The organism is Bacillus sp. Au-Bac7 (assembly GCF_021341655.1).
In the GTDB taxonomy this organism is placed as follows: Bacteria; Bacillota; Bacilli; order Bacillales; family Cytobacillaceae; genus Niallia.
The window spans coordinates 1,625,272-1,644,520 of record NZ_JAJTTG010000001.1 but is presented as its reverse complement, the minus strand read 5'-3'; the positions used below and the strand labels follow the sequence as shown (position 1 = coordinate 1,644,520).

Below are 19,249 nucleotides of genomic sequence, written 5' to 3'. Positions count from 1 at the left end.
GTCCAAGCTTGCAAGAGGGACAAAGGTGACAGTAACTTCTGAAGCAAAGGGCTGGGCAAAAATTACAGCAGGCGGGAAAACAGGCTATGTGAGTACAAGCTATTTGTCCTCATCAAACCCAAACAGTCAAAGCAGCAACAATGGCAACTCCGGCAATACAGACACAGGCAAAGAAACAACTGTAACAAAGTATGTGAATGTGGATAAAAATTCAACGCTGAATATGCGTTCAAGTGCCAGCACAAGCGGAAGTGTAGTGTCCAAGCTTGCAAGAGGGACAGCTGTTACGGTTATTTCTGAAGCAAACGGCTGGGCAAAGGTGACAGCAGGCGGCAAGACTGGCTATGTTAGCAGCAGTTATTTATCTGCAAGCAAATTGGATGACAGCACTGGCTCTGAGTCTAAACCTGATACAGGTAGCGGTACTGATACAGGCACTGGCAACGGTGAGCAAGGAACAACAAAGTATGTAAATGTCGACCAAGGATCAAGTCTAAATATGCGCAGCAAGCCATCTACTTCTGGAGCGGTTGTTGCAAAATTAGCAGCAGGTACAGCGGTCATTGTCTACTCAGAAGCAGATGGCTGGGCAAAGGTGACTGCTAATGGTCAAGAAGGCTATGTCAGCAGTTCCTATTTAACGACTAAACAAGCGGAAACTCCAGGTGTGAGCATTGGGGATACAGTTAAGACATACGTAAACTATGATATGACATTGAATGAAATGGCTGATATCCAAATGAAGGCAAACCCGCAAACCGATAAGGTTTACAATGTCTATATAAGAGAAGATGCTATTGCCTTTAAATCCTCTGATTCGACAAAAGGAACTGTTTTAGGAAGCGGATGGAGATTAAGAGGCGGTGCAGGTACAGAATACCAGGTCGTCAATTCTGTTCAAAACGGTCAAGTGCTGACAGTCACTTCAAAAGTGAAGGGTTCGGACGGTTATTATTGGTATAAAGTAAACAGCACACAATCATGGGTAAATGCAAGCAAAGAAGATACTACGTATTATTTGGATCCAAATAATTTCCTTAACACCACTGTGCAGTCCATGCAGTTTCTTAAACTGTCGGCTAAAGCTGACATAAATGACGCAGAAGTGAATGAACGCATTCTTGCGGGGAAAGGGGTTTTGGCTGGAAAAGCTTCCTCGTTTATCACGGCAGCGAATGCTTATGGTGTGAACGAAATTTACTTAATTTCTCACGCCTTGCTGGAAACTGGCAATGGTTCATCTACATTAGCGAAAGGTGTCCAAGTGAACGGCAAAACTGTTTATAATATGTATGGAATTGGCGCATATGATGGCAGTGCAATTTCAAGTGGTGCTCAATATGCATACAATGCAGGCTGGTTTACACCTGAAGCAGCAATCATTGGTGGAGCTAAGTTTATCGCACAAGGATATATTAATGCAGGACAGGATACGCTTTACAAAATGAGATGGAATCCGGGCGCTGCAGAAAGCACTGGGAATGCAACACATCAGTATGCAACAGATATCGGCTGGGCGTCAAAACAAGTAACCCAAATTTATAATCTATACAGTCTGTTAAACTCTTATACGCTGAAATTGGAAATACCATTGTATAAATAACAAAAATGCTGACCCAATTATTTGGGTCAGCATTTTATTTTTCACTGATAAATTCATCTAACGCGTAATCTGCTGCGGGGATATCCAGCTCTTTATCTAAAGCAAGCTTAGCAAGCTGCTGGCCGAGATAAGGTCCCATTGTTAGTCCTGATGCACCTAGACCGTTTGCGAAAATAACACTGTCCTGCCCAGGGATTCTTCCGAAAATAGGCAAAAAATCTGCGGTAAATGGCCTAAAACCTACTTTTGCTTCCAAAAATGTACTGTTTAACAGTCCTGGAGCAAACAATAGCGCTTTTTCCATTATCTCTTTCATGCCGCCCATTGTCAGCCTGTAATCAAGGGCTTCATCATTTTCATGGGTTGCTCCAATTACAATGCGGTTCCCATTTAAGGAAAGGATATACTGATCATGTGGCGGCATTACAACAGGCCAATCGTCGCTGTTTACTTCAGGCATTTGCAAGTGAATAATCTGACCCTTTTGAAAGCTTAAGTCAATTGCCAGCTTTAATGGCTGAAGAAGCTCATTCGCCCATACGCCGGCAGTAATAATAACTTCATCTGCCAGAATTGTTTCATGTGCTGTTTTAATGCCGATAACAGTGCCGTTTTCCATTAGCAAGCTGCAATCTGTTTGAAGAAATATCGCATCTAGTTTTTGAGCAGCAGATAGCAGAGAGTTTCTTAATGCCCAGCCATCAACTCTGGCAGCACCGCTCACATAAACAGACTGGTAGCCGTCCGCTAAAGGAGGGAAGAGCCTCTTTGATTCTTGTTCTGATAGAATCGTAACATCTCCGATTTCTGGTGCATCTTCTTTGCGTTTTAAAGTTCTTTTTACCATCGCTTCTAGTTTGTCTATATTATTGTGCGGGCTGATAGCCCCGACTTTTTTATAGCCTGTGTTAAATTCCCCGCTCGCCTGCAGCTCTTCCACTAAAGCGGGATAATATCTGGCTCCCTCCATCGCAAGCCTGTACCAACGCTTGTTGCGTCGCTGTGATATCCATGGACAAATAATTCCCGCTGCAGCTTTTGTTGCCTGTCCAGAATCCTCTCTGTCCACAATAGTTACTTGCGCACCTTGCTTAGCTAATTCATAGCCAACAGACGCTCCTAGAATTCCAGCGCCTATTATTACTGTTTTTTTCATTATAGTCCCTGCCTTACTAGTTATTAAAATGTGCAAAGTGTTACGTTTATGTGACATAACCTAATATAGGTTGCAGACTGTCCACAAAAAAGCGTACTATTATTTTAAGCTTTTACTAGGATAGATTTCAATCCATGCTATTTTAGGTACTGTATTTCAAGAAAATTACTAGATTAATATAAAATTGAAATATAACTGTAACATTCCTATTACTTAAATGACAAAATGTGATGCTATACTACTAATTGTTGGCGAAAGTTGTACAAAGAATAGAAGTTTCGTCGAAAACTAATCGAACGGCTTACAAAAATGGGCCTTTCCTAATATAATGATGGGGTAACCCCATAAACTTTACTAACTACATAAATTACTAGACAGATAATAATAGAACGTACATTAGACCAGTGCAGGGGGAAAATGAAATGTTAAAAAAGAAATTAGTAGTTTTAAACACAACAATTATGCTTGGACTTGGAAGCTTAGGTATTCCGGCAATCAGCGCAAAAGCAGAAACATCTGCATCTATTGCAAGTGAGCGTACTGCATTACAGGATAAAATTTCTGATGCTGAGTATAAAATTATTGAAGCACAAGAGAAGCTTGCTGACTTAAATGCACAAATCAAACGTGTAGACAGTGCCGTTGAAGATAATAAAGAGCAAATTGAAAAGACAGAAAAAGATATTAAAAGCACGAAAGAAGAAATTGCTTCATTAGAAAAAGAAATTAAAGACCTTCAAAACAGAATTGAACAACGCAATGAAATTTTAAAAGAGCGTGCTCGCACATATCAAGAGAATGGCGGAAGCGTTGATTATATCGATGTTTTGCTAGGATCTGCTAGCTTCAAAGAGTTTGTTGACCGCGTTGGTGCTGTTGCAACAATCATGGAAGCGGACAAAGATCTTATCCAAAGCAATGAAGCAGATAAACAAGATTTAGAGAAAAAGCAATCAAGCGTTGAAGAAAAGCTATCAGGCTTAAAAGATATGCAATTAGATTTGGAAGAAATGCAAAAGCAAAACCTTGCTAAACAAGAGGAAAATGAAAAAGCGAAAGCTGAATTAGAAGAGAAGCAAAAAGAAAATGAAGCGGCTAAAGCAGAGCTTGAAAAGGAAGATAATTCTCTTGCAGCTAAAGAAGAAGAAATCAAGAAAATGATTAAAGAGAAAAAACAAGAGGATTTAGACAATTTAATCAGTACAACAACTCAAGCAACTTCAAGCTCAAGTTCTGATTCGAGCTCTAACTCAAGCACAAGCTCTTCTGCTAAGAAAAGCACATCTACAGCAAAGAAAAGCAGTTCAAGTGAACAAAAAGCAACAGGTGGAAAATCTGCTGTAATTACTGCAGGCTATAAATATATTGGAAACTCAACATATAAATTCGGTGGCGGAAGAACTGCTTCTGATATTGCAAATGGATTGTTTGACTGTTCTGCATTCGTAAGCTGGGCTTACTCTCAAGGCGGATACAGCATCCCTGCAAGCACTGATGCATTGAAAAACTACGGAACACAAGTTTCTTACAGCGATATTCAACCTGGAGATTTAGTATTCTTTGATACTTACAAAAAGGACGGCCATGTAGGTATCTATATCGGCGGTGGCAAGTTCATCGGATCTCAAAGCTCTAACGGTGTTGAAATTGTTTCTATGTCTAACAGCTACTGGAAATCTGTTTTCAACGGAAGAGTAGTACGTATCTAATTTGAACTATTAATAGAAAGCATTACTCGGTGGTTAGAATCATTGGGTAATGCTTTTTATTCTTCATTAAGTATATACCCTTATTTTTAAGCAATATTCAAATATTGTTTAAAAATTTTAAAAATGGCAAGAATGATCATAACAGACAGAAAAGAGTTAATTAGTTTATAAAAAACTATTGATTTATTCATCCATATAGTTTAAAATCAATAATCGTAATCGTTCTGATTTGAAATAATCTTTTATATTTATAGTTTACATGTTTTATAATCACTTATAAATCGTAATCAATCCGAAATAATCACAGATCATAATGAAAGAAAAGGAGCAGATATAATGTTAAATACATATAAAATACTGATTATGTCGCTAATTGTCCTTGTTATCGCGGCAGGATGCAGCAATGGCAATGGAGAAACGAGTGAAGAGAAAGACAACAGCGACAAGCTGAAAATTATCACTACTTTTTATCCAATGTATGAGTTTACGAAGAATGTAGCCGGTGATAAAGCAGATGTTGAGCTGCTGATTCCATCGACTATTGAACCACATGATTGGGAGCCAACTCCAAAGGATATCGGTAACATCCAAAATGCAGATTTATTTGTTTATAACAGTGATGATATGGAAACGTGGGTTGCTGATATTGAAGCAAGCATCAATAATGACAAAGTATCTGTTGTTGAAGCAAGTAAAGGCATTGAATTGATGGATGGTGAAGAAGAAGAGCATGAACATGAAGAAGAAGGACATGAAGAAGAAGAACATGAACATGAGCATAGCCATGAAGCTGATCCCCATGTTTGGCTAAGTCCAGTTTTAGCGCAGCAAGAAGTCCAAACAATTACGGATGCAATCGTCAAGGCAGATCCAGATAATAAAGAGTACTATGAAACAAAAAGCAGCGAGTATATCGAACAGCTGAAAGCACTTGATGAGAAATACAAAACAGAGTTAGCAGATAAAACGTCAAATGAATTTATTACACAGCATACAGCATTTTCATACTTGGCAAAAGAATATGGACTTGTTCAAGTGCCGATTTCAGGGATTTCTCCTAGTGAGGAACCAAGTGCTGCCAAATTAGCAGAGCTTAAAACATATGCCCAAGACCATAAGATAAAAGTGATTTATTTTGAAGAGCTCACTTCTAGCAAAGTGGCTGATACTCTTGCAAAAGAGCTTGGGGCTGACACAGAAGTATTGAATGCATTAGAAGGTTTGAGTGATGAGCAGCAAAAAGCTGGTGAGAATTATATTACAGTTATGGAAGATAACTTAGAGCAGCTGAAAAAATCTCTTTTTGAGTAAAGATATGCTATAATCATTAAGGCGTATGTGAAGCATGTCATCACATACGCTTTCTATGTGAAAAAGAGGATAGTTAAATAGATAATAAAAAACGAAAGGGGAGATTGAGATGGCACTTGCTTCTATTAGAAATATAACATTTGGTTATGAACATCTGCCCTCATTAGAAGATGTTTCTTTCGACTTAGAAAGCGGAGAGTTTGTCGGAATCACCGGCCCGAATGGTGCGAGCAAATCGACGCTGTTAAAGCTAATACTTGGCTTGTTGAAGCCTTGGAGTGGAAATGTTGTTTTAAGCAAACAGAACAGTCAAGGGAAAAAATTGACGGTCGGCTATGTTCCGCAGCAAATATCATCTTTTAATGTCGGCTTTCCGAGCACGGTCTTAGAACTTGTTCGCTCTGGAAGATACCAAAAAAAGAAATGGTATAAGCGGCTTCAGGAAAATGACCATAAGGCAGTCCAAGTTGCATTGGAAATGGTCGGCATGTGGGAGCACCGTAATAAAAAGGTAGGAGATTTATCTGGCGGTCAAAAACAGAAAATCATTATTGCTAGAGTACTGGCATCAGAGCCGGATTTGCTCGTATTAGATGAACCGACGACAGGTATGGATGCTGAAAGCCGCAAAGGTTTTTATGAGTTTATGAGGCATCAAGTTGTATCCCATAACCGAACTGTCGTGATGGTAACACATGAGCAGGACGAAGTAGAAAGCTACTTAGATAAAATAATTCATATTGAGAAAGGAGAGAAGGGAGGATGGAGATGTTTGACCTTGAATTCATGCAAAGAGCATTTTGGGCAGGCGGATTAATTGCTATCATTGCACCGATTATTGGTGTGTTTCTTGTGTTAAGAAGACAGGCCCTGATGGCAGACACTTTGTCCCATATCTCGTTGGCGGGTGTGGCAATCGGCTATTTCTTTCACACTAATCTGACTTTCTCAAGCATTCTTGTTGTTGTGGCAGGTGCTTTAGGAATTGAATATATGAGACGGGCATATCACTCTTATTCAGAGGTTTCTGTTGCTATTTTGATGGCTGCAGGTTTATCCTTTGCCCTCTTTTTAATGAGTATTTCAAGCGGGGGAATGTCGACGAGCATGGATCAGTACTTGTTCGGAAGCATCATCACAATCAGCGAGCAGCAAGTTCTTGTGTTGGCTGCAGTAACTGTTATTATATTGCTATTTTTCATCATTTTTAAACGGTCTATGTATTTAATGACGTTCGATCAAGATACAGCAACAGCTAGTGGTGTGAATACAAATCTGTTATCGATATCATTCAGTATTTTAACAGGAATTGCGATTTCGGTGATTATTCCAACAATCGGTGTGCTGTTAGTGTCCGCATTGCTTGTATTGCCAGCTGCGTTTGCAATCAAGCTCGCAAAGGGTTTTAAAATGGTGTTCATCGTGGCAATCCTTATCGCCTTGTTCAGTATTTTCACTGGTCTTTTCTCATCCTATCAATTAGGAACTCCACCAGGAGCGACAATTACATTGCTGCTTGTCATACTATTAGGTTTTGGTTTCCTTATTCAAAAAATAGTGCTGCACTTCATGCGCTACCATAAACAAAAGGAATACCGAAAAAACTTCGGATAAAATAAGAGAAGGAGCTTTCCAAAATGAAAGCTCCTTTTCGTATACTTAATAGCCTTTCTTGTAATCTACAACATTGATTTCTAATTTCTTTTCAGCAAGGAATCTTTTTAAGTTCGGGATGAATATATCTTCGACTACTCGTTTATCATAATGCTCTGTGGAACCGGAAGTGTGTGGAGTAATGATGACATTATCCATTTCCCATAAAGGGCTCGACTCTTCTAATGGTTCTTTCTCAAATACATCCAGGCCGGCTCCTAAAATTTCTCCTGCAGAAAGAGCGGTTGCCAAGTCAGCCTCTTTAATGATTTCTCCTCTTCCAATATTGATAAGGAAGGCACTGTTCTTCATAAGTTGAAACTGCTCTTTTGTAAACAGATGGTAAGTATCCTCTGTTAGGGGAAGCGTGATAACAACGTAGTCACATTCAGGCAGAACTTCATTAAGCATATCTGTTGTGTACATCTCATCAACATAGTTCTCTGGTTTACCTGAATGGCGGATACCGATAACTTTCATACCAAAAGCTTTTGCTAATTTAGCTGTTTCTTTTCCGATTGCTCCGACTCCGATTACACCAACTGTTTTGCCATGCATCTCTAGCTTAATATCTGCTCCGTCCCACTTTTTCTTTACTTGGTTTTTAATATAAGTATGTATATTGCGGGTTAATGACAGCATCAGTGCGAAAACAGTCTCGGAAATAGGAAAGCTATGAACGCCATTCGCGCTTGTTATCGTGATGTCTTTTCCTTCTAAATCTTTTAACGGAAGGGAGTTAACACCAGCACTCCATGTTTGAACCCATTTCAGCTCATCAAGAGCATTCATGCTACTGTCTTCAAAGAATTTTCTCCAGCCAAGTATGATCGTTGTATCTTGCACATGTAGCTTCCATTGCTCCGGCTCGTTTGTCATAATAATATCCCAATCAGGTATTGCTTCTTGAATTTGTTTCACTAAGTTATCCTCTATTTGGCGAGTGATAAGCAGTTTTTGTTTTTTCATCCTATTGCACTCCTTTATTGGATAATAAGTATATTGTAACAATATACAAAAAATTTAACATCTGTTAGATGTAAAAAACCAGCAGACACCTTCATGTACTGCTGGTTTTTCCAATTAAATAATTCTTTTGCGCAAAAAACTGGAAATGGCGTCGATAATGGTAACCATTACGATAATTCCTAACAAGATGATTCCAACTCTGTCCCAATCCCTTGAATTTAACGCGAAAATCAAAGGTGTACCGATACCGCCTGCCCCAATGACACCAAGGATGGCAGCAGCACGAATGTTAATTTCAAATCGATATAAAGTATAGGATAAAAATCCAGGCAATACTTGTGGAAGCACAGCGAACCACAATACTTGCATGCGGTTTGCACCTGTCGCTGTTAATGCTTCAGTCGGACCCATATCAAGACTTTCGATTTCTTCTGAGAACAGTTTTCCGAGCATTCCGATGGAGTGCAATCCTAATGCAAGAACACCAGCAAAAGAGCCAGGGCCTACTGCCTTGATGAACAGAATAGCCATAACAATTTCAGGGAAGGTACGGATAAAGCTCAGCACGAATTTTCCTGAGGATGTAATTGTTTTGCCTTTGCTCATATTGTTTGCTGCCCAGAAGGCGAAGGGAACACAAAGAATTCCAGAAATAAAGGTACCAAGAATGGCAATAGCTAATGTATCCAGAAGGCCGCGCAATAAATCCTCGCCTTCAGGCAAATATACATAATCCCAATCAGGATGAAAGATTCCGGAAAAAATTGCTTTTGAGATTTGTCCTGCTGTTTCTTTAATATCATTTACAGGCATGCCGGCAAAAGCCCAAATATACACTAATGCGAGCAAGATAAAAATGACTGTCCTAAAAAGGTATTTTTTCTTTGGCTTATTAACTTTAGTGGATAGTTGGCTCATAATAATTTCTCCCGTAATTTCGTGCTAATATAATCAATCACTAACACAACAACTAACGTCATGATAATGATGGAAGCAGTCTTATCGTATTCAAGGAATCCAAGCGTTTTATCGTAATATTCCCCGATTCCACCAGCGCCGACCAGTCCAAGGATGGCAGCAGCCCGGACATTTACTTCAAATGTATATAAAACATAGGAAGTGAAATGAGCAGTTACTTGAGGAATAACACCAAAAAACACCCATTGCACCTTATTTGCTCCTACTGCTGTCATCGCTTCAAGCGGACCTGGGTCAATAGACCCGATAGCTTCATACAGCAGCTTTGCAACTAAACCAATAGAAAATATAGACAGTGCGATAATACCTGGAAGGGCACCAAGACCGAAAATGGCAACAAATATACTGGCAAGAAGCAGATCAGGTATTGTCCGGATTAAGTTAAGGATAAACCGGAATGGATAGACTATCCATGAGTTACGGATAATATTGCTCGCACACAGCAATGCAAGCGGGACAGCAATGATTGCTCCAAAAGTGGTGCCGATAACAGCCATACGGATTGTTTCAAGCATCGGCTCTAATATGTTCTCGAAATAATGCCAGTTTGGCGGCCACATTTGTACAAGCAAATCAAACATGTTAGGAAAACCGATTGTTAAGTCAGCAATCGAAGATTCTGTTTTAAAGGAGCTCCACCACAGTAAAGCCACTACTAAAATGATCGTGAAAATCATCTTTGTTTTGGCAGGCGGTTTTGGGGCATTTCTTAGCCCTGCTTTTGGTTCATTAATGTTCGGTTCGTTTATGCTCATACTGGTTCACCTAACAGCTCGTCTTTTTTGATTGGTCTGCCGTAAATTTCTGCAAACACTTCATCTGTGGCAGCTTCAACAGGTCCATCAAAGACTACTTCACCTGCCCTTAAACCGATAATTCTAGTCGCATACTCGCGGGCAAGATCAATAAAGTGAAGGTTAACTACTGTTGTAATGCCATCTTCTTCATTAATTCGCTTTAAGTCGTCCATTACTTGTTTTGTTGTTAATGGGTCAAGGGATGCGACCGGTTCATCCGCTAATATTACTTGCGCCTCTTGTGCGAGGGCGCGTGCAATCGAGACACGCTGCTGCTGTCCGCCTGAAAGCTCGTCCGCACGAGAATAAGCTTTTTCTAAAATATTAACCCTATTTAAGGCGTTTAAAGAAAGTTCGACATCATCTTTTGGAAAAGCCCCGAGAATCGTTCGGAATGTGTTATGATAGCCAACACGTCCGGATAGTACATTTTTTAATACGGTAGAGCGTTTTACAAGATTGAAGCTTTGGAAGATCATGCCGATATCACGGCGGATTTTTCGGAGGCCGGAGCCTTTTGCTGCAGTGATGGATTTGCCGTCTATCAAAATTTCGCCTTCTGAAATTTCATGCAAACGATTGATAGAACGGAGGAAGGTTGATTTTCCGGCACCAGAAAGCCCGACAATTACAACGAATTCACCTTTTTCAATCGTAATGTTAATGTTATTCAAACCCTTTGTACCATTCGGATAAATTTTCGTAACATTTTTAAACTGTATCAATTGCCTACCAACTTTCTCTTAATTTTAGAAAAAGAACCTAAACAACAAGCTTCTTTTTTCTACTAAACAACGGAATTTATTAACTCCGATGCTTAGTAGAGAAAATAAGTCCAACCACCTAGTATTTTTACTAGATGGTTGGTTGAATAGATTTATAGTGATTAAAAGAACTTGAATTGCATGTATGTAAAAGAATTTTCTTTAAACATTTAGAAATCCATGCACTTTTGTCCTAATATATATACTATTCAGTCTTTACTTTTTCTGCATATTCACGTACAACATCGAAATTGCTGTCATCAGAAACAACATATCCTTCATGTGTGTAAATTTCTCTTATGATTTCATGGCCTTCATCACTTTTACCGATGGCAATAAATGCATCTTGTAATTTCTTTTTCCATTCGTCTGTCATGTCAGAGCGTACAGATACTGTATCGTTAGGAATTTCCTCTGTAAAAGAAATAACCTTTGTATCCTCAAACACAGTTGGGAAATCTGCTTTTACAATGTTACGAGCATCTTGGAAAACAGCTGCAGCATCCACATCACCATTAAGTAGAGAGATGATTGCTTGGTCATGACCTTTTACTGTAATACCTTGTACATCTTTAAGTGGGTCAAGATCATTATCCATTAATGTAGCCGCAGGCCATACATACCCAGCAGATGATGTAACATCTTGGAATGCGATTTTTTTGTCTTTTAGATCAGCAACGGAGTCGATGCCAGAATCGTTTTTCACTACGAAAATAGATTTATAGAAATCTACCAATTCATCTTTTTCTGAACCATCATCATTAATACCTTTACGTTGTGCTTGAAGAATTACATCAGCAGCATCTTTTTCTTTAGCTAATACATAAGCTGTTGGAGGCAAGAAGCCAACGTCAACTTGTTTAGAAGCCATTGCTTCAATAATTGTGTTGTAGTTAGTAGAAACACTTACTTTCACTGGAATGCCTAGTTCATCAGATAGCAAATCTTCAAGCGGTTTTGCTTTTGCTTCAAGTGTATCAGCACTCTGAGAAGGAACAAACTGAACGGTTAATTCCTTTGGTTCATATCCCTCTGACGCGTTTGAGCCAGTTTCATTTGATGATCCACAGCCAGCAAGAACACCTGCTGCTAACGACAAAGATAGACCGAATGTTGCAATTTTTTTGAACATTATTTTACCTCCGAAAGATGTTATGTGTTATTACATGTAAAAATATAGCATATAAAATTGTAAAATAGTGAAAATTTTGTATAAAAAAATTATTATTTTTTTGTAAATAGTAACTATTGAAATATTCTGATAATTATTGTAAAACTAGTTATGTCGGCGTTTTTGAAAGAACAATGAATGGACAAATGTTTATTATTTTCCAGAAAATATTATTGTGAAATATCGCACTAAATAGATAGAATGCTATTTTCTGAAAAAAAAGAAAGAAAAAATGATACTCTTCTACTATAATAAAGCATGCAAGCGAGTGTACGATTAAAGATATAGGAGTGGAGAAATTTGACAGATACAAATGTAACAATACTATTTACTAGCGATGTGCACGGGAATATTTATCCTCTTCTTTATGGCAATAACCAGCCGGCAAATGTTGGTCTCGGAAAAGTAGCAGCTATTCTTGCAGAAGAAAGGGCGAAAAATGAGCATACAATTGTTATAGACAATGGGGATTTAATTCAAGGAACACCATTAACTTATCATTATGTGCATGCATTGGCTGATAAAAAAAACCCAATGATCCAAATATTAAATAAGCTCCAATATGATGGCGCAGTTATAGGAAATCATGAATTTAACTATGGACTCGATATTCTCCGCAAAGCAGCCTCAGAGTCAGAGTTCCCTTGGTTATGTGCAAACATAATCGATGAAACGGCAAATCAACCTTTTCTTGGCAAGCCATACATAATCAAGAACGCTGGCAATATCAAAATTGCAATACTTGGCATTACTACACATTACATACCAAATTGGGAAAATCCATCAAATATAAGCGGACTTCGCTTTCATGATGCATTAGAAGAAGCAAAGTATTGGGTCGAGAAAATAAAAGCAGAAGAGCAGCCTAATTGCATCGTTGTTTCCTATCATGGCGGGTTTGAAAAAGATATAGACACAGGAGAGCCGACAGAAGCTCTTACTGGGGAAAACCAGGGCTTTAGCATGTGTGAACAAATCCAACATTTAGATGTACTGATAACAGGTCATCAGCACAGAACACTGACAGGCAACATCAATGGTATTGAAGTTATTCAGGCAAGCAACAATGGCCAGCTAGTCGGTAAAATCACGTTAACGTTCACTGAAAATGGAAAGCTTGCAGCAAAGAAATCTGAGCTGCTTTCGACAGAAGGAGTCGAGGCAGATCCTGACATTTTGGCGCTTGCTACTAGCTATGAACAAAGCACACAACAATGGCTGGATACACCGATAGGCTTTATCGACGGAGATATGACTGTCTGTGATCCAATGGAAACCCGCTTGTCGGACAGCCCTTTAATTGAATTTATTAATAAAGTTCAAATGGAAGCAGCCGGTGTAAAAATCGCTAATACAGCACTGTTCAACAATGATTCACCTGGCTTCAAGCCGAATGTGACAATGAGAGACATTGTTTCTAATTACATTTATCCAAATACGCTGAAGGTTCTGGCCATCTCTGGCAAGGATATAAAGGATGCATTAGAGCAAAGCGCGAAATACTTTGAAGTCGACGAAAACGGTAATCCAGCCGTAAATAAGACATATCTATATCCAAAACCGCAGCATTATAATTATGATATGTGGGAAGGAATTGAATATATATTAGATATTTCTAAGCCAGTCGGACAAAGAGTCACGAAGCTGCAATATGCAGGCAAGGATATAAAGAAAGACGAACAGTTTGAAGTAGTTATGAATAATTATCGGGCCGGCGGGGGCGGTAACTACTTCATGTATCAGAATAAGCCTGTTTTAAGAGAAGTGCAGTTTGACATGTCTGAGCTTATCGCTGATTATATTACGGAAAGAAAAACGGTCAAGGCAACATGCGACCATAACTGGAAAGTTGTCTGGTAAGAGGAATACATCTTCATAACTAGGAAAGAAGCATTGGCAGCAATGCTTCTTTTTCATACAGTAATATTTCATTGACATTCCTTTTTTACTGCTATAGTCTTAATATTAAAAAATTAATTTGTACTATTGGAAAGGGATGAGAAGCTTTGGCAAACAGGCCTGTAATCGGGATAACAGGTGCGTATGTCCTTCATAATAAATTTATGGAGGGGACATATGTTCATCATGATTATCAAAAAACAATCCATGCAAATGGCGGACTTCCGGTCATTTTGCCTTTTGTCAGCGCAGAGCTGGCAGAAGAGATGGTTGATCATTGCGATGCGATTCTGTTAAGCGGCGGAGAGGATGTAGATCCTCAGTTTTATCATCAAGACCCACATCAAAAATTGGCAAGCACGATTCCCTTGAGAGATGAAGTTGAACTCGCGCTTATAAAAGCAGCGATGGAGAAGCAAAAGCCGATACTGGCTATTTGCCGCGGTGTTCAGATACTTAATGTTGCTTTAGGTGGTACATTGCTTCAGGATATTCCAAGCCAAGTTAGTGACAGCATTCAGCATACCCAAACAGCAGAGCGCAGCAGAGATACTCATTGGACAAGCATTGATGCGAGCAGCAAACTTTATGAAATAATGGGAGTAGAGTCGGAAAGAGTCAACAGTCTCCATCATCAGGCAATAGACAGGCTCGCAGAAGAATTGATCGTGACAGCAAAAAGCTCTGACGGCATTATTGAAGCAGTTGAACATAAGGATTATGGTAATTTTTTATTAGGAATACAATGGCATCCAGAGTCGATGGCTTCCACCAATGAAAGAATGAATCGGATTTTCACTGAGTTTATCGCTGCGGCAAAATAAACATTAGTTTAAGCCGATAGAGGGAAGCAAACAGCAGCCCTCTTCTGGTTTATTCTTTTAGAGAGCATGACAATTGTTTATTTCCCCTTTTTTATAGAGAACATATGAGAAAAGTGCTAGTATGTTAAGTAGATGAAATATTGTTTTATTGGTAAAGCAAACTTGAAAGATCGTAAACCCAAGCGATTGAAAAGAGTATACTGGGGTGAAATAGATGCTAGAAAATCGCACAGGAAATCTTTTAAAGCAGCTAATGGCTGCAGAGGACCTAATAACAAGTGAACAATTATCGAGAGTGCTTCATGTTACATCAAGAACCATACGCAATGATATGAAGGAACTGGAATCATTGCTAGCGGCAAATGGCGCGAAAATTAAATCTGTGAGAGGACAAGGCTATAAATTAGTAATTGAAAGTGACCAGCTTTTTCGGAAATTTCTGCAAGAAAGTTTTCATGAGGGAAAAGACGATATTATTCCGACGCTGAAAGGCGGAAGAGTTCACTACATTATTAACAGGCTTTTGCTGACAGATAAAAACTTAAAGCTGGAAGACTTGGCAGAAGAGCTGTTCATAAGCAAATCGACGATCCAAAATGACTTGAAAGAGGTGAAAGAGCTTCTTTTAGTTTATGATTTAAAAGTCGAGAAGACAGGAAACAGTGGACTAAGAATAAAAGGGGATGAAGTTAATCTTCGCTTTTGCATGTCAGAATATCTATTTAATAGAAAGCTTGATCAGACAGAGCTGACATATGATCCAGCAGCCCTCTTAGTAAATGAAGAGTTAGCAGCTATTCGCAATATCATTCTCGAAGAAATCAGGGATGCTGGCATCACCTTATCCGACATTAGCTTGAATAATCTCGTTGTTCATATTGCAATTGCTTGTAAGCGTATACGGGAAGGGAATTATATTTCCGCCATTCCGAAAGAAAAAAATGAAATACTAAAGGAAAAAGAGTATGCAGTTTCTGAAAAAATTGTTCGAACAATTGAAGAAGAGCTTAACGTAGCATTTCCTGAAACAGAAATTGCTTATATCGCCATCCACCTTCTAGGCACAAAATTGCTGACTCATCATGAGCTAACAGATGGGGAAGTGCTTGAATTTATTGATGAAAGCATCATGGATTTGACCAAAAAAATACTCGCTGAAACGGACGAAAAGATGGACCTCGGCATTAAAGAAGACAGAGAGCTGTTTACAGGATTGTCTTTGCATTTGAAGCCAGCGATTAACAGATTTCGTTATAAAATGAATTTGAGAAATCCGTTGTTAGACGATATTAAATCTAATTATCCTATTCCTTTTGAAGCAGGAGTTGTGGCTGCAGGAGTTATTAATAAGGAATTAGGCTATGACATTCACGAAAATGAAATTGCCTTTTTGGCTCTGCACTTTGGAGCAGCAATGGAAAGAAAAAAAGTCAGCAGTAAAAAGAAACGGTGCATGATTGTCTGTGCATCAGGAGTGGGAAGTGCCAATCTGCTTTATTATAAGCTGAAGTCTCAATACAGCTCAGAACTTGAAATGATCGGAACAACAGAGCTTTATAAGGTGAAAGAAATCAATTTTGCAGAAATTGACCTTATAATCAGCACGATTCCCATTAAGGAAGAAGTACCTGTTCCTGTTATTGAAGTAAATACGATTCTTGGAGACAGAGATTTTGAGAAAATCAATGGAGCATTATATTCTAAGAAGGCAAAAAACAAAGCTGATTCTTCTATTAGAAGCGAGTTAGTCTTCTTACAGCAGCCTTTTGATAAAAAGGAAGAGGTATTTGCCTTTTTAGAGGCAGAGCTTTTGAAGCTAGGCTTAATTGACGAAAGCTTTATGGATAATGTGAGAAAGCGCGAAAAAGTGTCACCGACATGTTTTGGGAATTTAGTCGCCATCCCGCATCCAAATACGCCGCAGACTGAGGAGACTTTTTGGGCCTTTTGCACATTGCAAAAGCCAATTGACTGGGGCGGGAAGAATGTTCAGTTTGTTTGTCTGTTAAGTGTTCAAAAGAACAGTACAGGAGATTTTCAGGAAATGTATGACGTGCTGGGAGATGTTCTTGACAGTCCTGCCATTATTCAGCATATGCTGAAATGCAAAAGCTTTTCAGAATTTAAGGCTGTTTTTCCTTCATAAGAGAGTTAAGGGTGTGAGGATCTCATGAGAATATTATTATGCTGTGCTGTCGGCATGTCTACAAGCTTGCTTGTGCGCAAAATGAAGAAATATGCAGAGACCAATAATATAGATTGCACTATCTGGGCGATTCCTGCTGAAGCGATCAACCATCATTTAGATAAAGCAGATGTTATTTTGCTTGGACCGCAAGTTCGGTTTCTGCTCCGTGATGTTACAAAAATGGCAAGCAAAAAAGAAATTCCTGTTTCCATCATTAATACGGTGGACTATGGAAAGTTTAATGCAAAGGAAGTTCTTGACCTTGCTGTGAAACTGGTTTCAGAAAAGAAAAACAGCGGGCTGGCCTTTTTGGATGGCCAGCAATAAGCTTTCCAAACACGCAAAAAAACATGAATAGTTTTCTGACTTTATCAAAAGATAGAAGAAGAACGGAAAAGAAAAGAAAAAAAGTTAGTATTAACATTGAAAATCAGCTAAAATAGAAAGGTAACACATATTTTTATTTGGAGGTATTTTACTATGAGCGAAAAAACTTTTACTATTATTGATGAAACTGGAATACATGCAAGACCAGCTACATTATTAGTAAGCACTGCAAGCAAATTCAAATCAGACATGCAAATTGCATATAAAGGCAAATCTGTAAACTTGAAATCCATCATGGGCGTTATGTCACTTGGTGTACCAAAAGGCGGAGAAATTACTATTTCTGCTACTGGTGAAGACGAAGCAGAAGCTGTAGATGGTTTGGAAGCAGTTCTTAAAAAAGAAGGCCTAGTAGGCTAATCCAAACAAAATACATACTAAAAGCCCCCTATACATTAGGGGGCTTTTAGTTTTCATAAGAATTATTGTCCAAATATTCCGATTATCATGTAAAATGGGAATGGGAGGGAAAACTAATGGTTGTAAAGGCAGAAGGTATTGGACTTAAAAGGAATGGGAAATGGATTTTAAAGGATATTAATTGGGAAATTAACCGCGGAGAGCATTGGGTGCTATATGGCTTAAATGGAGCAGGAAAAAGTGCGCTGCTTAATATGATTTGCGCTTATTATCATCCAACAGTCGGAAAGCTGACTGTGCTTGACAAAGAATTCGGTGCATCAGAGCTTGGTGCTAATTTAAGAAAAAGAATCGGCCTTGTATCGAGCAGGCTGCAGCAAAATCTTTATGTATCAGACAGTGCCTATGAAATCATTTTGAGCGGTGCTTATGCAAGCATCGGTTTATATGAAACACCTACAGATGAAGTCAGGGCTAAAGCAATCCGCCTTCTTAGAGAGCTAGGCTGTTATGAATATGCCGACAGGGCATACTCCAGCTTATCGCAAGGAGAGAAGCAGCGTGTTTTAATTGCCCGTTCACTTATGCTCGACCCAGAGCTGGTAATTCTTGATGAGCCGGCGACCGGCCTTGACTTTTTAGCAAGAGAGCAATTGCTTGAAACAATTCAAACCTTGGCGCAAATGGAAGCGGCCCCGACGATTATTTATGTGACACATCATCTGGAAGAAATTTTGCCAGTATTTTCTTCCACATTGCTTTTGAAGGAGGGGACTGTTTTTGCTAAAGGAAAAACGGAAGAAATTATGACAAGTTCTAGCTTAAGCGAGTATTTCTCCTTTCCTGTCGATGTTATCTGGAGTAATGGACGGCCGCTTTTGGCAAAACATGTAACTCAATGACTTAAGAGATGGAATAAGGCTGGCCAAATTTCTGGCCAGCCTAAATCATGTGCATGGTTAATCCCAATCCTCGTAAACAACAACACCGCCAGTTAAATCAATGGTGTTTCGTTCCCCTTTATATAATAGCTTTCCGTTTTCCTCGACAATCAGATTCTCATAAGTAAATACTTTTTTGCCAGTTGGAAGGGTAATGATTACTTTGTCTCCTAGGTTTTGGTCATTGGGCTTATCTGCAAAAAATAGCTCTGTGAAAATAAAGCCGCCGATAAAAAGAAGAAGTAAGACACCACAGCTAATAAGGTATAATTTTTTTTTCCCCTTTTTATGATCCTGGTTTGCATGTTTTTCTAATCGATTCATCTTTTCCTCCATACTTGCATTGTTCAATAAATATTTAAAAATTCCCTTATTAGTAAAATATGAGATTTTCAAAAAAAGATGATTAATAATCGTAATTTAGAAAGATAGTAAATAATAAAAATGTGAATGATTAAAAAAATTAATAAATAGTGAAACTTCTCCGCGCTTTCTTCGTAAATAAGTTATCAAAACATTTAGAAAGGATAGGTGGTGAA

At 38.8% G+C, this 19,249-nt stretch carries 18 protein-coding genes; 11 read left to right on the top strand and 7 right to left on the bottom strand.

Features of this window, described 5'->3' with window-relative positions:
• Positions 1–1,603, top strand: a 1,603-nt coding sequence (locus tag LXM54_RS08525) for an SH3 domain-containing protein (RefSeq protein WP_233314696.1), incomplete at its 5' end; no start/stop codon positions are given.
• 34 nt (positions 1,604–1,637) lie between these two features.
• On the opposite strand, the gene LXM54_RS08520 is transcribed toward LXM54_RS08525, so the two are convergent.
• Positions 1,638–2,759, bottom strand: coding sequence for an NAD(P)/FAD-dependent oxidoreductase (locus LXM54_RS08520; protein ID WP_233314695.1), 1,122 nt, complete (start codon positions 2,757–2,759; stop codon positions 1,638–1,640).
• Positions 2,760–3,181: 422 nt separating this feature from the next.
• Between LXM54_RS08520 and LXM54_RS08515 the strand changes: the two genes are divergently transcribed.
• From LXM54_RS08515 to LXM54_RS08500, 4 genes are all read left to right on the top strand, one after another.
• Complete coding sequence (locus LXM54_RS08515) at positions 3,182–4,468, top strand: coiled-coil domain-containing protein (protein WP_233314694.1); 1,287 nt, start codon at positions 3,182–3,184, stop codon at positions 4,466–4,468.
• A 336-nt stretch (positions 4,469–4,804) separates the two neighbouring features.
• Positions 4,805–5,779: a metal ABC transporter substrate-binding protein gene (locus LXM54_RS08510; RefSeq protein WP_233314693.1), complete on the top strand. Its 975-nt coding sequence runs from the start codon at positions 4,805–4,807 to the stop codon at positions 5,777–5,779.
• 109 nt (positions 5,780–5,888) lie between these two features.
• Positions 5,889–6,596, top strand: coding sequence for a metal ABC transporter ATP-binding protein (locus LXM54_RS08505; protein WP_233314692.1), 708 nt, complete (start codon positions 5,889–5,891; stop codon positions 6,594–6,596).
• Positions 6,542–7,393, top strand: coding sequence for a metal ABC transporter permease (locus LXM54_RS08500; RefSeq protein WP_233314691.1), 852 nt, complete (start codon positions 6,542–6,544; stop codon positions 7,391–7,393). The genes LXM54_RS08505 and LXM54_RS08500 overlap by 55 nt, the downstream gene beginning before the upstream one ends.
• Before the next feature lie 45 nt (positions 7,394–7,438).
• Here LXM54_RS08500 and LXM54_RS08495 read toward each other — a convergent pair whose 3' ends face one another.
• From LXM54_RS08495 to LXM54_RS08475, 5 genes are all read right to left on the bottom strand, one after another.
• Positions 7,439–8,401, bottom strand: a complete 963-nt coding sequence (locus LXM54_RS08495) for a D-2-hydroxyacid dehydrogenase (protein ID WP_233314690.1) — start codon at positions 8,399–8,401, stop codon at positions 7,439–7,441.
• A gap of 114 nt (positions 8,402–8,515) precedes the next feature.
• Positions 8,516–9,319 (bottom strand): phosphonate ABC transporter, permease protein PhnE, encoded by an 804-nt coding sequence (phnE, locus tag LXM54_RS08490; protein ID WP_233314689.1) that lies wholly within the window; start codon positions 9,317–9,319, stop codon positions 8,516–8,518.
• Entirely contained in the window at positions 9,316–10,134 is an 819-nt protein-coding gene (gene phnE / locus LXM54_RS08485) for a phosphonate ABC transporter, permease protein PhnE (RefSeq protein WP_233314688.1), read from the bottom strand. The genes phnE (LXM54_RS08490) and phnE (LXM54_RS08485) overlap by 4 nt, the downstream gene beginning before the upstream one ends.
• The gene (phnC, locus tag LXM54_RS08480) at positions 10,131–10,901 is read right to left on the bottom strand and encodes a phosphonate ABC transporter ATP-binding protein (RefSeq protein WP_233314687.1); all 771 of its coding nucleotides are present in this window, start codon (positions 10,899–10,901) and stop codon (positions 10,131–10,133) included. Before phnC ends, phnE (LXM54_RS08485) begins: the two co-directional genes overlap by 4 nt.
• Positions 10,902–11,145: 244 nt before the next feature.
• Positions 11,146–12,072, bottom strand: coding sequence for a phosphate/phosphite/phosphonate ABC transporter substrate-binding protein (locus tag LXM54_RS08475; RefSeq protein ID WP_233314686.1), 927 nt, complete (start codon positions 12,070–12,072; stop codon positions 11,146–11,148).
• A 339-nt stretch (positions 12,073–12,411) separates the two neighbouring features.
• Between LXM54_RS08475 and LXM54_RS08470 the strand changes: the two genes are divergently transcribed.
• The 6 genes from LXM54_RS08470 to LXM54_RS08445 all read left to right on the top strand — a co-directional run bounded on the left by LXM54_RS08470 (position 12,412) and on the right by LXM54_RS08445 (position 18,671).
• Complete coding sequence (locus tag LXM54_RS08470; RefSeq protein WP_233314685.1) at positions 12,412–13,971, top strand: bifunctional metallophosphatase/5'-nucleotidase; 1,560 nt, start codon at positions 12,412–12,414, stop codon at positions 13,969–13,971.
• 146 nt (positions 13,972–14,117) lie between these two features.
• The gene (locus LXM54_RS08465) at positions 14,118–14,834 is read left to right on the top strand and encodes a gamma-glutamyl-gamma-aminobutyrate hydrolase family protein (RefSeq protein WP_233314684.1); all 717 of its coding nucleotides are present in this window, start codon (positions 14,118–14,120) and stop codon (positions 14,832–14,834) included.
• 214 nt (positions 14,835–15,048) lie between these two features.
• Positions 15,049–16,980: a BglG family transcription antiterminator gene (locus tag LXM54_RS08460; RefSeq protein WP_233314683.1), complete on the top strand. Its 1,932-nt coding sequence runs from the start codon at positions 15,049–15,051 to the stop codon at positions 16,978–16,980.
• Positions 16,981–17,004: 24 nt separating this feature from the next.
• The gene (locus LXM54_RS08455) at positions 17,005–17,349 is read left to right on the top strand and encodes a PTS sugar transporter subunit IIB (RefSeq protein WP_233314682.1); all 345 of its coding nucleotides are present in this window, start codon (positions 17,005–17,007) and stop codon (positions 17,347–17,349) included.
• Positions 17,350–17,502: 153 nt separating this feature from the next.
• A complete protein-coding gene (locus LXM54_RS08450; protein ID WP_233314681.1) occupies positions 17,503–17,769 on the top strand; it encodes a phosphocarrier protein HPr in 267 nt (88 codons plus the stop codon).
• 116 nt (positions 17,770–17,885) lie between these two features.
• Positions 17,886–18,671, top strand: coding sequence for an ABC transporter ATP-binding protein (locus tag LXM54_RS08445; protein WP_233314680.1), 786 nt, complete (start codon positions 17,886–17,888; stop codon positions 18,669–18,671).
• 57 nt (positions 18,672–18,728) lie between these two features.
• Here the strand turns inward: LXM54_RS08445 and LXM54_RS08440 are convergent, their stop codons facing one another.
• Positions 18,729–19,034, bottom strand: a complete 306-nt coding sequence (locus LXM54_RS08440; protein WP_233314679.1) for a hypothetical protein — start codon at positions 19,032–19,034, stop codon at positions 18,729–18,731.
• Positions 19,035–19,249: the final 215 nt, after the last annotated feature.

Bases quoted from the DNA above. Each gene is read 5' to 3' on its own strand.
- LXM54_RS08500 (WP_233314691.1), top strand. From the start codon at position 6,542: ATGGAGATGTTTGACCTTGAATTCATGCAAAGAGCATTTTGGGCAGGC.
- LXM54_RS08475 (WP_233314686.1), bottom strand. From the start codon at position 12,072: ATGTTCAAAAAAATTGCAACATTCGGTCTATCTTTGTCGTTAGCAGCA.
- LXM54_RS08510 (WP_233314693.1), top strand. From the start codon at position 4,805: ATGTTAAATACATATAAAATACTGATTATGTCGCTAATTGTCCTTGTT.
- LXM54_RS08445 (WP_233314680.1), top strand. From the start codon at position 17,886: ATGGTTGTAAAGGCAGAAGGTATTGGACTTAAAAGGAATGGGAAATGG.
- LXM54_RS08440 (WP_233314679.1), bottom strand. From the start codon at position 19,034: ATGAATCGATTAGAAAAACATGCAAACCAGGATCATAAAAAGGGGAAA.
- LXM54_RS08515 (WP_233314694.1), top strand. From the start codon at position 3,182: ATGTTAAAAAAGAAATTAGTAGTTTTAAACACAACAATTATGCTTGGA.
- LXM54_RS08460 (WP_233314683.1), top strand. From the start codon at position 15,049: ATGCTAGAAAATCGCACAGGAAATCTTTTAAAGCAGCTAATGGCTGCA.
- LXM54_RS08520 (WP_233314695.1), bottom strand. From the start codon at position 2,759: ATGAAAAAAACAGTAATAATAGGCGCTGGAATTCTAGGAGCGTCTGTT.
- phnE (WP_233314688.1), bottom strand. From the start codon at position 10,134: ATGAGCATAAACGAACCGAACATTAATGAACCAAAAGCAGGGCTAAGA.
- phnE (WP_233314689.1), bottom strand. From the start codon at position 9,319: ATGAGCCAACTATCCACTAAAGTTAATAAGCCAAAGAAAAAATACCTT.
- LXM54_RS08505 (WP_233314692.1), top strand. From the start codon at position 5,889: ATGGCACTTGCTTCTATTAGAAATATAACATTTGGTTATGAACATCTG.
- LXM54_RS08495 (WP_233314690.1), bottom strand. From the start codon at position 8,401: ATGAAAAAACAAAAACTGCTTATCACTCGCCAAATAGAGGATAACTTA.
- LXM54_RS08455 (WP_233314682.1), top strand. From the start codon at position 17,005: ATGAGAATATTATTATGCTGTGCTGTCGGCATGTCTACAAGCTTGCTT.
- LXM54_RS08450 (WP_233314681.1), top strand. From the start codon at position 17,503: ATGAGCGAAAAAACTTTTACTATTATTGATGAAACTGGAATACATGCA.